This window comes from Geobacter pickeringii, from assembly GCF_000817955.1.
GTDB lineage: Bacteria > Desulfobacterota > Desulfuromonadia > Geobacterales > Geobacteraceae > Geobacter > Geobacter pickeringii.
Map to the genome: position 1 here is coordinate 1,510,971 of NZ_CP009788.1, position 12,181 is coordinate 1,523,151.

At 62.2% G+C, this 12,181-nt stretch carries 13 protein-coding genes; 10 read left to right on the top strand and 3 right to left on the bottom strand.

Annotated elements, in window-relative coordinates; translation table 11 throughout:
* Window positions 1-134: 134 nt before the first annotated feature.
* The gene (locus GPICK_RS06815; RefSeq protein ID WP_144400057.1) at window positions 135-1,061 is read left to right on the top strand and encodes an AraC family transcriptional regulator; all 927 of its coding nucleotides are present in this window, start codon (window positions 135-137) and stop codon (window positions 1,059-1,061) included.
* A gap of 38 nt (window positions 1,062-1,099) precedes the next feature.
* Here GPICK_RS06815 and GPICK_RS06820 read toward each other — a convergent pair whose 3' ends face one another.
* The gene (locus GPICK_RS06820) at window positions 1,100-1,723 is read right to left on the bottom strand and encodes a phosphatase PAP2 family protein (protein WP_052263332.1); all 624 of its coding nucleotides are present in this window, start codon (window positions 1,721-1,723) and stop codon (window positions 1,100-1,102) included.
* A gap of 100 nt (window positions 1,724-1,823) precedes the next feature.
* On the opposite strand from GPICK_RS06820, the gene GPICK_RS06825 reads away from it, so the two are divergent.
* From GPICK_RS06825 to GPICK_RS06865, 9 genes are all read left to right on the top strand, one after another.
* Entirely contained in the window at window positions 1,824-2,273 is a 450-nt protein-coding gene (locus tag GPICK_RS06825; protein ID WP_039741605.1) for a methylglyoxal synthase, read from the top strand.
* A 192-nt stretch (window positions 2,274-2,465) separates the two neighbouring features.
* The gene (locus GPICK_RS06830) at window positions 2,466-3,413 is read left to right on the top strand and encodes a DMT family transporter (protein WP_039741608.1); all 948 of its coding nucleotides are present in this window, start codon (window positions 2,466-2,468) and stop codon (window positions 3,411-3,413) included.
* A 289-nt stretch (window positions 3,414-3,702) separates the two neighbouring features.
* Window positions 3,703-4,212, top strand: a complete 510-nt coding sequence (gene sixA / locus GPICK_RS06835) for a phosphohistidine phosphatase SixA (protein ID WP_039741610.1) — start codon at window positions 3,703-3,705, stop codon at window positions 4,210-4,212.
* Between the two features lie 52 nt (window positions 4,213-4,264).
* On the top strand, window positions 4,265-4,789 hold the full coding sequence (locus tag GPICK_RS06840; RefSeq protein ID WP_039741613.1) for a helix-hairpin-helix domain-containing protein: 525 nt from the start codon (window positions 4,265-4,267) through the stop codon (window positions 4,787-4,789).
* Window positions 4,789-5,475 carry a dTMP kinase gene (locus tag GPICK_RS06845; protein WP_039741616.1) on the top strand — a complete coding sequence of 229 codons (687 nt, stop codon included), beginning with the start codon at window positions 4,789-4,791 and terminating at the stop codon, window positions 5,473-5,475. The genes GPICK_RS06840 and GPICK_RS06845 overlap by 1 nt, the downstream gene beginning before the upstream one ends.
* 10 nt (window positions 5,476-5,485) lie before the next feature.
* Window positions 5,486-6,172: a dTMP kinase gene (locus tag GPICK_RS06850; RefSeq protein WP_236685667.1), complete on the top strand. Its 687-nt coding sequence runs from the start codon at window positions 5,486-5,488 to the stop codon at window positions 6,170-6,172.
* Window positions 6,173-6,559, top strand: a complete 387-nt coding sequence (locus GPICK_RS06855; protein ID WP_039741619.1) for a hypothetical protein — start codon at window positions 6,173-6,175, stop codon at window positions 6,557-6,559.
* A 65-nt stretch (window positions 6,560-6,624) separates the two neighbouring features.
* Window positions 6,625-7,455 (top strand): CHAD domain-containing protein, encoded by an 831-nt coding sequence (locus GPICK_RS06860; RefSeq protein WP_236685668.1) that lies wholly within the window; start codon window positions 6,625-6,627, stop codon window positions 7,453-7,455.
* Window positions 7,452-9,017, top strand: a complete 1,566-nt coding sequence (locus tag GPICK_RS06865; protein ID WP_039741625.1) for a Ppx/GppA phosphatase family protein — start codon at window positions 7,452-7,454, stop codon at window positions 9,015-9,017. The genes GPICK_RS06860 and GPICK_RS06865 overlap by 4 nt, the downstream gene beginning before the upstream one ends.
* Before the next feature lie 22 nt (window positions 9,018-9,039).
* Here the strand turns inward: GPICK_RS06865 and GPICK_RS06870 are convergent, their stop codons facing one another.
* Both GPICK_RS06870 and GPICK_RS06875 read right to left on the bottom strand, forming a co-directional pair.
* The gene (locus tag GPICK_RS06870; protein ID WP_084201365.1) at window positions 9,040-10,962 is read right to left on the bottom strand and encodes a pyruvate kinase; all 1,923 of its coding nucleotides are present in this window, start codon (window positions 10,960-10,962) and stop codon (window positions 9,040-9,042) included.
* Window positions 10,963-11,127: 165 nt separating this feature from the next.
* Window positions 11,128-12,180 (bottom strand): prolipoprotein diacylglyceryl transferase family protein, encoded by a 1,053-nt coding sequence (locus tag GPICK_RS06875; RefSeq protein ID WP_039741627.1) that lies wholly within the window; start codon window positions 12,178-12,180, stop codon window positions 11,128-11,130.
* Between the last annotated feature and the right edge of the window lies 1 nt (window position 12,181).

Consider the following 12,181-nt stretch of genomic DNA (forward strand, 5'->3'; position numbering starts at 1 on the left):
GAAAATGCCGGGACAGATAGATCAATCCTGCTCAATTATTGCCCGATACTCCGTTTGCCGGGAAAACGGTTGTCATGCGAAGTGGAAAGCGGATAGTATTTAGATAGATGATAACTACGCAAAGAGAGGCTATTATGCCGGAAAATGCCGATGCCAACATGGAAGGCACACGCGAAGCTCTGAGAAAGAGCATTGCCCGATGGACCGATAAGGAGAGCCGGCTTGAAACCGCCATCCCGAGCCTGTGGCTCTCCCGCCTCGAAGAACCGACTGAACCGATGAGCGGCATGTACGAACCGAGCATCTGTCTGGTTGCCCAAGGGGCCAAGCGCGTGCTGCTCGGAGACGACACCTACGTGTATGATGCGCAGCACTACCTGATCACGTCGGTGCATCTCCCCACGGTGGTGCAGGTGGTCGAGGCGAGCCGGGAGAAGCCCTATCTGGGGCTCATGCTGAAGCTCGACGTGCGGGAGATTGCCCAGCTGATGGGGGACAGCCATCTTCCGCCTCCCCGTGCGCAGCAGTCGAGCCGGGGCATGGCCACTGGCAGGGTGACGCTGCCGCTCCTCACCGCCTTCCAACGGCTGATCGACCTGCTGGACGACGAGCAGGACATTCCGATCCTGGCACCGATCATTCAGCGGGAAATCATCTATCGCCTGCTGGTGGGAGATCAGGGGGGGCGACTGCGCGAGATCGCGGCGACGGGGAGCCAGAGTCATCAGATCGCCCGCGCAATCGAGTGGCTGAAGGGTAACTTTTCACAACCGTTGCGAATCGACGACCTCGCTGCTCAGGCGCGCATGAGCAGTTCGACCTTTCATCACCACTTCCGCTCGATGACCGCCCTCAGCCCGCTGCAATTCCAGAAGCAGCTGCGCTTGCAGGAGGCCAGGCGCCTCATGTTGATGGAACACCTGGATGCCGCAACCGCAGCGTTTCAGGTCGGCTACGAGAGTCCTTCGCAGTTCAGCCGTGAATACAGCCGCCTGTTCGGGGCTCCGCCGTTGCGGGACATAACCCAGTTGCGACAAATGGCCGTTGGGGGGAGGGCATAGGGTGCGGGGATGCTGGACAGGGAGGCGGGGACGACCTCTTATTTTCCTGACTGAAAACGGGAGATGATGCCGGTCACCAGGAAGCCGAGATAGGTGCCGGCGATAACGTCGCTCAGGAAGTGGTAGTCCGTGACGATCAGCGCCGCCGCGAGCAGGGCGAGCCCAGAGACCACGAAGCGGCGAGCGGGGGGGTATACGTACCAGACGGCGGCTCCGAATGCGGCGAAGACGGTCATGTGCCCGGAAGGGAAACACCCGATCCCTGAACCATGAAACCAGTCGAACCGGAGCGGCATACCCTTGAGCAGCCAGAGCCGGGTATTGGTACGGCCAAAGGCGAACTGGAAAAACGCCTTGATCGGGTAGGAACAGGGGACCGCCGTGGCGGCAAGCCGCAGGAAGCGCAGATGCAGACCGCTGTCCTGACGTCGGGCCAGGAAGAAGTAGGCCAGCCACATGGCAATCGTGCCGATGCAAACCAGATACAGCAAGGTGTCCGGCAGGTTGGCAGTGGCGCTATGCAGGGTGCGGTACGAGGTGAGAATACGCATGACCGCCACGGCGACCGCCTCGTCCAGAAACCTGATGCTGCCGAGGATTGTCAGCATGGTCCCGAGGGTGAGCGCCAGCAGTGGGTGGCGATGGGTGTGGTTGTTTGTCATTCTGACCGCCGGTGTCTATCGTAAACATTTATCCATTTTGAAGCCGCGATGCTACAATGCCAGCTTCACCATCCTGTAATGGCTTTGCAAGGAGGCCAGCGTGCAGCAATCCATTCATGCAAAAAAACGAATCGCGTTGGTGGCCCATGATAACAAGAAGAAGGATCTTCTCGAATGGGCCAGATTCAATCGGGGCTCGCTCTCGATCCACAGCCTGTATGCAACCGGCACGACCGGAAGCCTTCTGGAGGAGACTCTGGCGCTGCCGGTGACCAAATTCCGGAGCGGCCCCCTCGGGGGCGACCAGCAGATCGGGGCCAAGATCGCCGAAGGAGAGATCGATTTCATCATCTTCTTCTGGGACCCCCTTGAGCCGCAACCCCATGATCCGGACGTCAAGGCGCTGCTCCGCATCGCTGTCGTCTGGAACATCCCCGTCGCATGCAACCGTGCAACGGCAGATTTCCTGATCTCGTCACCTCTGATGGCGTCGGACTACGAGCGGATGGTCCCGGACTTCAAGGAGCACCAGGAGCGGTTCAAGGCATAGACCCCGCCGGACGGCGTGCTGAATCGATGGCTGCATGCCCCCTTACTGCACTGCCAGCGGACAAAATAATTGATTCGCACGATTTATTGAAGAGGTTTATTCGCCACGCCGATGGACCACCGCACGCAGGCAGACTGAAGAAGTGGCAAAGGCTTCACTTTTTCCAGATTCAACGAGCAGATAGGAAATGACATGGATACTCGTAAGGCCATAGACGGACGGGCCGCCGTCCTGATGATTATACTCTGCCTGACGTGGGGGCTCCAGCAGGTGGCGTTGAAGGCGACTTCCGCTGAAATCGCGCCACTCCTGCAGATCGCCATCCGTTCAGGCGTATCGGCGCTACTCGTCGCCATCATGATGGCTCTCCGGGGAGAGCGGCTGTCGCTGGCGGGAGGAATGTGGCGGCCCGGTTTCGCGGTCGGATTCCTGTTCGCCCTGGAATTTCTGCTGGTCGGAGAGGGGCTGCGCCACACGACGGCATCCCACATAGTGATCTTCCTGTACACCGCGCCGGTATTCGCGGCCATAGGGCTTCACCTGAAGCTCCGTTCCGAGCGGCTGCAGCCCGTGCAGTGGTTCGGGATCGCGGTGGCGTTCTGCGGGATCGTGGTGAGCTTTTACGGGCGCGGCGGCCATGGGCCCGCCAGTTCGATAGAGAGCGTCATATGGGGTGACCTTCTGGGGCTTGCCGCCGGGGTGGCCTGGGGGATGACGACGGTCGTCATCCGAACGTCGCGTCTGGCCGCCTGCTCCGCGACGCAGACGCTCCTGTTCCAGCTTCTGGGGGCGTTTGTCCTACTGACGCTGGCAGCGGCAGGACTTGGCCAGACCTCCTTCAACCCGACCCGCCTCGGCTGGTCGAGTCTCCTCTTTCAGACGGTGATCGTCTCCTTCGCTAGCTTCCTCGTCTGGTTCTGGCTGCTCCGCCACTATATTGCGTCGCGGCTGGGAGTGCTCTCGTTCATGACGCCGCTATTCGGGGTAGCTCTGGGGGCGTGGCTTCTGAATGAGCAGTTGGAGCAAGGTTTTCTCTCCGGGGCGCTGCTCGTCCTGACCGGCATCGTTCTCGTTACCGGCCACGGCTGGCTGAAGCAGTTATGGAACGACGGAGGTATTCGTGTTCAGGGCCAGCCTTGAGATGAGGGTTGCAACCAGGTAGTTGATGATTCGAAGGGTCACCGCAGATAGCCGTGACCCTTTTTTGTTTTACGCCACCTGTTGACGGTCGCGAGGAGGGATCGACACCAAAGCATATACAGACGGCGCACCCTTCGGACCGATAAATGTTACATTCGTGCAACAATTTGATTTTATTTGGCAATGAGCGGGCATATTGGTTGATAGTTCGGCGGATTTTGATTAAATATCACGTGTAATCGGCTCTGGTCGAACATTGCAAGCCGTAACGGGCTACAGGGGATGTCGCATGAAACTTTATATCGTCAGGCATGCGGAAGCGATCGAGAGAAACGGCACCGTTGCAGAGGAAGAACGATACCTCACCCCGAAGGGACGAATCACTTTTCGACAAACGGGAGCGGTGCTGAAGAAAAAAGGAGTCCTCCCCGATCTCGTCCTGACGAGCCCCCTGGTCAGGGCCGTGCAGACGGCCGACATCCTGGTGGAGGCCCTCTCATTCGAAGGCGAGGTGCAAGCCACCGCTTCCCTTGCTCCCGGCTTTGACCTCGATGCCCTGCGCCTGCTTCTGGACGCGATCGGACCATGCCGCAAGGTCGCCATCGTGGGGCACGAGCCGGATCTGGGGTGCCTGGTTTCATCCCTTCTCGGGCTCGAAGCACCGTTCCGGATGAAGAAGGGTGCCGTGGTTGCCCTCGATGTGGAGCCGACGGTCCGGGAAGCCTCCGCCCGGTTTCGGTGGCTCGTCCACAACGGCAGGAAGCCGATCAGAAAATTGGAAGATGCAGGAGCGGAATAAGATCTGAATCACCGTATACCGTGCCCCGGTTACCCCGGAGAGAGGAGCAGGCGTGAAGAAAGAGATGAAGGAACTGCAGCGGATCAAGGGGATCGGCGATGTCCTGGCCCGGCGCTTTGTGGAGGCGGGACTCGGCACCTTCGAGAGCATCGTCGCCGCCGGCAGCGACGGTATCGGTAAGATCAAAGGGGTGCCTCCCCGTGCCATCCAGAATATCCTCGAGCAGGCCGTTGCCCTTGCCGGCGAGGGGAGCGACGAGCGCGCGAAGCGGGTGGAACAGCTGAAGGGGGCGGTCACGACCGTGAAGGAGCAGGTGGAGGGGATCGCGAAGAGCGTGCGGGAGCGCTTCAGTGAGGAGCTGGCGGGGAAGGGGGGGAAGAAGATCGAAAAGGATATCCTCAAGCTGCTCTCTTCCCTCGAAAAGGTGGAAGGAAAGCTGGAAACGCGGATGAAACGTGCCGGCAAGGGGCTGGCCAAGGCCGAGAAACGCCTTGCGGGGCTCGCTGAAGCGGGGCTCAAGGGGATCGGCAAGGGGCTGAAGAAGAGCCGCAAATCGCTGAAGCGGGTGATCGCCTGATGAAACGGGACGTGAACACGGAACTCCCCGGCAGGCTCATCGCGGTGGAGGGGTTGGACGGTTCGGGGAAATCGACCCAGATCTACCTCCTGAAACGGTGGCTCGAGATGCGCGGACTCAAGGTCTGCTTTACCGAGTGGAACTCGTCGGTCATCGTCAAGAAGGCGACGAGCAAGGGGAAGAAGCGGCAGCTTCTGACCCCGACCACCTTCAGCCTGATCCACTGCACCGATTTCGCCGACCGTTACGAACGACAGATTCTGCCGCTTCTCAAGGCCGGCTACCTCGTTCTGTGTGACCGCTACATCTACACCGCCTTCGCCCGCGACGCGGTGCGCGGCTGCTCCCGACCGTGGCTGCGAAGCCTCTACGGCTTCGCCCGTCACCCCGACCTGGCCCTCTTCTTCAACACCCCGCTCCCCGTGGCGCTGAACCGCATTCTCTCTGGCAGACCACAGCTGAAGTACCATGAGGCGGGGATGGACCTGGGACTTTCCGCCGATCCCTACGAGAGCTTTCGCCTCTTCCAGGAGCGGATTTACAATGAATATCTCGCCATGAGGGACGAGTTCTCCTTCGTGACGATCGATGGTTCGGCACCGATCGAGGAGCAGCAGGAGAAGGTCCGGGAGATTGTCGCCGCCACATTCGATCTGCCGCGTTTCCGGTGGAAAACCCTGAGATAACCGAGGTCAGATGCCCATGCAATTCTATGGTGAAGGAATACCGGGCGTTAAGCCCGAGGAACTTATCGGCAGGTTGATTGTCATCGAAGGGGCCGACGGCTCGGGGCGCTCGACCCAGATGGAGCTGCTCCGCGACTACCTGGAGAACAAGGGGCACGCCACCCTGAACGTGGGGCTGCGCCGCTCAACCCTCGTATCCGACGAGTTGAACGAGGCGAAACAGGGAAACGTCCTGGGCGAGATCACCCGCAGCCTCTTCTACGCCACCGATTTTGCGGATCAGCTGGAGAACCGGATCATCCCGGCCTTGAAGGCTGGCTTCATCGTTCTTGCCGACCGTTACATCTACACCCTCATGGCGCGGGACGTGGTCCGCGGTGCCGACCCCGAGTGGGTCCGCTCGCTCTACGGCGTCGCCCTGGTTCCCCACCTGGTCATCTACCTGCGCGTCAGCCCGGGCCAGCTGGTGGAGCGAAACTTCCGCAAAAACGCCACCCTCGACTACTGGGAATCGGGGATGGACCTGGGGCTCTCCCGCGACATTTTCGACAGCTTCATGCAGTATCAGCGCCTGATCCAGAAGCAGTTCAGCCTGATGCAGACTGAATATGGCTTTCACGTGGTGAACGGCAACCGCTCGGTCCGCTCGGTTGCCGGCGAGATCTCCCTCAAGGTCGAAGCGGCACTGGAGTTGTAAATGAATCAAGAAAACAAGACGAAACAGACCGGGACAAACGGCGGAGACCACCTCCAGGAGCTCGAACAGGAGCTGAAACACCTTCGGGCCGTGGTGCGCGAGGCGGGGGAGAATTTCATCCTGCGCCGCGAGGGGGAGATCGAAACCATCCTCTCCTACCTGGCGTCTCTCTCCCGCAAGAGCGTGCGGGAAGAGTTGCCGGAGTGGCTCCGGGAACTGCACCGGCTCAAGCTGAAGCCGGCCAAGGGGCGCCTCAAGGACCTCAGGGAGATCGACCGGACCATCGAGATCCTTACCGACCGGCTCATAAATGCCCAGAAAATTCAACCCAAGTCCGCCAGAAACAGGTCGGCAGCAGCGATTCAGGCGGCGGAATCCGCAGAGTAGCAGCCATGGATGTCACGGGGGAGACGCCGCTCTGGGTAGCTGCCCGGGTTCTTCTTGGAGCCCGCGTGGACGATTTGTTCCGGCGCTGGAAGAGGGTCGGGGAGACCTTCGACCCGGAAGAGATCCACGACCTCCGGGTGTCGTCCCGTCGTCTCCGGGAAGCGCTGCTCCTGTTTAATCCGGCCTATTCCCCCGATGCCATCGTCCGGGTTGCGAAGAAGGTCCGAAGGGTGACGCGGCTTCTGGGGGAGATGCGCAACACGGACGAGGCGCTTCTCTTCTTCAGCGACCTGGCGGACGCTCCGGAACTGCCGGATTGCGCGCCGCTCCACCTGCTCATCTCCCGGTTTGAGGAACTGAGGGGAGAGGAGCGGCAGAGGCTGGAGACGGCGCTCTCCTCGCTGGATCCGGCGGCCATGCGGAGCCTCTTCGCCCGGACCGTCAACAGCCCGTACCTCTTTTCCCCGCCGCCGGCCGGCATCGACCCCTTCGAACCCTTTGCCGCTTTCGCCCGGGAGAGTATGGAGCAGCGCCTGGCCGATCTCCTGGCTCTGGTGCCGGCGGCCCGAAGCGAGGAGAACATCGCGGCCCAGCACCAACTCCGCATTGCCGTGAAGCATTACCGCTACCGGCTGGAGATCATCTCTCTTCTCATGACAGACGGTTATGAGGAGCTCCACGGCGCGGTGAAGAGCTACCAGGAAACGCTGGGGAAGATGCACGACCTGGACGTCTTCGCGGGGATCGTGCACGAAGCGGGATTTCCCCCCGCCGAGGAGGCTCCCCTCTTGGATGCCATTGCCGAACGACGCGGTCGTTTTTATGCCCGCTTTGCGGTGATGCTGGAACGGATCCCCCTGGAAACCATCGGAGAGCGGGTGAGGAGCGCATTGTGAAGCAGAACAGGCTGGCTGCCATTGACATAGGGACCAACTCGATCCGCTGCATCGTCGTGGAGGTGATGAAGAACGGGAAATTCAGGGTCCTTGACGACGAAAAGGCGACGGTGCGCCTTGGCGAAGGGCTTTCCACCAGCGGCAGGATATCGCCGGCGGCGTGGGAGCGGGCCCTGGCTGCCCTGGTCCGGATGAAGAAAATCGTCGCCGGGTACGGCGTTCAGGCCATTGAGGCGGTGGCCACGAGCGCCGTCCGGGAAGCGGCCAACGGCGCGGCGTTTATCGAGGCCATCCGCAGTGAGGTGGGGATCGAGGTTGCCGTGATCAGCGGCGAGGAAGAGGCGGAGCTCGCCTCCCTGTCGGTCCGCAACCACTTCGACATGGAAGGGGTTCGCTACGCCATGGTCGACATCGGGGGGGGGAGCCTGGAGGTGGTGACCGCCCGCGGGGGGCTCATCGAGGAAATCTACTCCCTCGACCTGGGAGCGGTCTTCCTGACGGAAAAATATCTCGCTGGCGACCCGGTGAAGGCGAGCGAGATCCAGAAGCTGCGCCGGTATATCCGCCGGCGGCTGAAGGGGATCTTCGCCGATGAGCGCCCCGTGGTCCAATCCCTCGTCGGCTCCGGAGGCACCATAACCTCCCTCGCTGCCATGGTCATGGCCCTGCGCAACGAGGAGTACGGCTCGATCCACCGCTACGAGGTCCTCCGTTCGGAGGTGGTGCATCTCCTGGCGATGCTGGCGAGAAAGAGCCTCAAGGAGCGGCGGGAGATCCCCGGACTCAACCCCGACCGGGCGGACATCATCATCGCGGGGATCACGGTGGTGGACGAGCTGATGCGGATGTTCGACGCCAACCTGCTGCGGGTCAACGAACGGGGAATCCGGGAAGGGCTCATCCTCAAGAGCCTGCGCAAGCATGAACTGGTGGCCGAAGAATCAGAGCGGCACACCTGGCGCGATTCCGTTCTGGACTTCGCCCGCTCCTGCCATGTCGAGGAAGAGCATGCCCTCCATGTGGCGCAGCTCTCGCTCCAGATATTCGACGCCGTCAATCCCCTCTACAACCTTGGCGAGGGGGCGCGGAGGATGCTCGAAGCCGCGGCGATCCTCCATGATGTGGGTTATTTCATCAACTATTCCAGCCACCACAAACATTCCTACCACCTGATCCGCCACGCGGACCTGTTCGGCTTCGCCCCGCGGGAACGGGAGATCATCGCCAACATCGCCCGCTATCACCGCAAGGCGCTTCCGAAGAAGAAGCACGATGCCTACCTGAGGCTGGTCGAAGCCGACCGGCTTCTGGTCTCGCGCCTCGGCGGCATCCTGCGCCTGGCGGACGGACTCGACCGCCGGCGTAGCAGCGTGGTGCAGTCGGTGACCTGCACCCCCGCCAACGGCAACTTCCTCGTCACCCTCCTGAGCCGGGACGAGATCTCGGTGGAACTCTTCGGCGCCAAGCTGAAGGGGGATCTGTTCGAAGACGCCTTCAAAAGAAAGCTCGTTTTCGTGGCAGAATCGCCGTCGGTCGAGGAAGGCCCGGCGGCTGCAGGGTAGGGAGACACGGGGGGAGGCAGCTTCAGCTTGTCGGCGGGAGGCGGCAATGGGTGTGGGCCTGTTCCCACCAGCGGAGCTGCCGCAGCAGGTGGCTTTTCTTGTTCTGGTGCGCTTCCATCCGTTGGAGAATGTTGTCGAGGGCACGGATGGCATCGATGATGTGAGGCCCCTTGTTGAGCATGACGCATTCCGCCCGCTCCCCCATGGCTGCATCGGTGATCTCCGCGCGGGATGGAAGGCCGCTTTGGGCGAGAGTTTCCAGTACCTGGGTCGCCCATATTGCCGGCATATGGGCCGCCTCGCAGAGCCAGAGGATCTCTTCCTGCGCCTCAGCAAGTCGCTCATAGCCACATTCGACGGCCAGATCGCCCCGTGCAATCATGACCCCCACGTTCTGGCTTCCCATTGCCGCGAGGAGCAGGTCGGGGAGCATTTCGAACCCGCGTCGCGTCTCAATCTTCAGCACTATTCCGCACTGCTCGCCCCCCAATTCTTTCAGCGCCCGCTGCAGTCTGTACACATCCTCCACATCCTGCACGAATGACATACCCACCATGTGGGCATGCTTGACGACGAAGCGGAGATTTTCCTCGTCCTGGGCGGTCATGGCCGCAAGGCCGAGTTTTGTGTCGGGGAGGTTGATCCCCTTCTCCCCCCGGAGCTTTTCACCCTGGGGGCGGGCATGGGTGATTTCCACCCGTACCTGGTCGCGGGTCACCGTCCGAACGATTCCCCCGATCTTGCCGTCGTCGAACCAGATCCGCTCGCCGGGATGGATGGAGTCGAAGACCTCGGGGAGGGTGCAGGCTATGGAGGCGGGGTGAATGATCTTTCCCCGGGCGTCGCGCTGGGCTTCCCTGCCGGGGATGGGGGCGCGGGTCAACACCAGCATCTCTCCCCGCTTGAGGAGGATGTGAGGGTCCCGGGGGATGATCTCCCCGACCCTCCCGGCCCTGCCGTCTTCTTTGGCACTCTTCCCGGTGCGTCGGCGGTGAAAGATGGTGCCGGTAGTGACGTAGGCGGTCTTCACCGCCTCTGCCCAGCGACAGGGACCCGCCTCGCCGACAATCAGAAGGGAGCGGGATGCGCCGCGGGCGTCGGAGAATTCCACCGAGTCGCCGGTGCGCAGGGATGCGAGCCATTTCTCGGGAAGAGAAAGCATTGCATCGGCGATCTCATCCGGCGGGTCGGCGCTCCCCTGGGGCGCAAGCCATATCCGAGCCGGCTCCAGGACCCTGCCGAAGGGGTCACGTCGGGGGCGCCACTTGACGACCCTGTTCCCCGACTCCACAGTTCCCGTGCGGAGCTTGGGCCCGCCCAGATCCATCAGGATCCGGCACTTCTTCCCGAGCTCCCTCTTGGCCCGTCGCAGGTTCTCGATCATGCGCTCCCACACGGCCGGCCCATCGTGCGCGCAGTTGATCCGCATGCAATCCATGCCGGCGTCCAGAAGTTCGCGGACCAGCAGGTAGTCCTCCCCCGCCTCGCTCGGCATGGTCACCATGATCCGCACGCGCCGCTGTCCCGGTTTCGGCCCCAGGAGACGCTCGGTGTGTTCTTCGAGAAGGAGTCTCCCCGCGTCGAAGCTGACGGGGAGTTCGACGGGCGGTGTCGGGGGGAGCCCCGCAATACTCAGGAGGATTTTGTGCACGGAAGCAATCGAGGCGAGGACGTGCTTTTCGGCCCTTCCGAGGGACGAAAGACCGAGGAGTGCGAGCTTGTCCTGGAGAGGACGGATATCGCGACGCCTCATCGCGAGATAGTGGAGGAGGTTGTTGACGCTGCCGCGCCACTGGGGATGGATCGCCGACTGATAGGGGGCACACCCTTCTTCCAGCGCGTGCATGCCCTGCATGAGTTCCTGCAGCTCGGCGATGAGCGGCAGGAGTTCCCCCCTGTTCCATCCCCCGGAGCGGTCGGTCGTGCCTTTCCCTGGCGCTGACATCGCGTTCTCCCCCTCAAGACCCGAAACAGGACGCTGAAATGGTGGCTCAAGTTGAGAACATCATACCGCAGTTTTTCGCCCCGTTCCGGAATCGGCCGACCGTGCCGGGCAAATGTTGCATAACTGTAACAATGAGGGATGAGGTCGGGCCGTTCTCTGCCGCGGTCATACCCGTTCCCGGTGGACGTGGAAGGTGAGGGTCGCACCGGTCACGGTGCTTCGGCCGGTGTAGCAGAAGATCGCCAGCCAGAGCGCCTGAAGGAAGAGAATCATGGCGGGATCCCAGAGCGCCGAGAGAGCCGCCGTCAGGTCGGCACCCCGCGCGGATTCGCCCCTCAGCAGAAATGCTCCCACCCCGGCGTACAAAATTCCCAGGACCCCCATGATCTGGTACGGCGAAATGCGCCCCTCTCCCCGGTAGTCCGCCCGGAGGGTCTCGGAGAGGAACCGCCAGGCCTGGGTCACCGCCGTTGCCGTGATAAAGGCAATGGCGGTTTTCCCTTCCAGAAAGAGAACCGTCGCGAAGAGCCCGCAGGCCGCGTAGAGGACCGCGGTTATCGCCTGGACCGGCAGCACCCGGACTCCCTCCAGCCCATGGGCATAGGCGATCTTCTTTGTCCCCCCCGAAAAAATGAAGCAGCTTCCGGCAAAGATCCGGCGCAGGAGCGACGGGGCGTCCTGCAGCGGCTTGCCGTAGCAGCAGCCGAAGCTGATGCAGGCCATGCGGCCGAGCCCCTCGCCGAACGAGTACGCGATGGCAATGGCAGCGAGGGTCGCCAGGGGGGGGAGGTAGAAGCCGAGCGCCACCCCCGCGGTGCGGTTCACCAGCGGGATGAGCCAGGGGGCGATGACGATGCCGACAAAGACCGCGCCGCCCACCGTGAAGGTATGGGATTTCTTCTCCACAATCCGCGCCACGAGCCGCGAGGCGGGGACGCAGACAAGGAGGAGGGCGACTGCCAGGATGGCCACCCCCGTCGGCGTGACCCTGATAGCCCCCAGCAGGATGAAGAATATCGCCACGGCGGCCGCGTAGGCGTTGGCGGTGAGGAGGCCGTACCAGGTGAGGTTGACGCCGCGCCACGACTCCGGCGCCGCCTTCGCCACGGGAACCGTCGCCAGGATCTGCCACTGCTCGTCGGGGAGTACGGTGAAACCCCACCAGAAGTAAAGGATGATTGCCAGGGCGACTATCGAGATGAAAGAGAGCGTGGTCATG

Bases quoted from the DNA above. Each gene is read 5' to 3' on its own strand.
- GPICK_RS06815 (WP_144400057.1), top strand. From the start codon at position 135: ATGCCGGAAAATGCCGATGCCAACATGGAAGGCACACGCGAAGCTCTG.
- GPICK_RS06820 (WP_052263332.1), bottom strand. From the start codon at position 1,723: ATGACAAACAACCACACCCATCGCCACCCACTGCTGGCGCTCACCCTC.
- GPICK_RS06830 (WP_039741608.1), top strand. From the start codon at position 2,466: ATGGATACTCGTAAGGCCATAGACGGACGGGCCGCCGTCCTGATGATT.
- sixA (WP_039741610.1), top strand. From the start codon at position 3,703: ATGAAACTTTATATCGTCAGGCATGCGGAAGCGATCGAGAGAAACGGC.
- GPICK_RS06845 (WP_039741616.1), top strand. From the start codon at position 4,789: ATGAAACGGGACGTGAACACGGAACTCCCCGGCAGGCTCATCGCGGTG.
- GPICK_RS06850 (WP_236685667.1), top strand. From the start codon at position 5,486: ATGCCCATGCAATTCTATGGTGAAGGAATACCGGGCGTTAAGCCCGAG.
- GPICK_RS06855 (WP_039741619.1), top strand. From the start codon at position 6,173: ATGAATCAAGAAAACAAGACGAAACAGACCGGGACAAACGGCGGAGAC.
- GPICK_RS06870 (WP_084201365.1), bottom strand. From the start codon at position 10,962: ATGTCAGCGCCAGGGAAAGGCACGACCGACCGCTCCGGGGGATGGAAC.
- GPICK_RS06875 (WP_039741627.1), bottom strand. From the start codon at position 12,180: ATGACCACGCTCTCTTTCATCTCGATAGTCGCCCTGGCAATCATCCTT.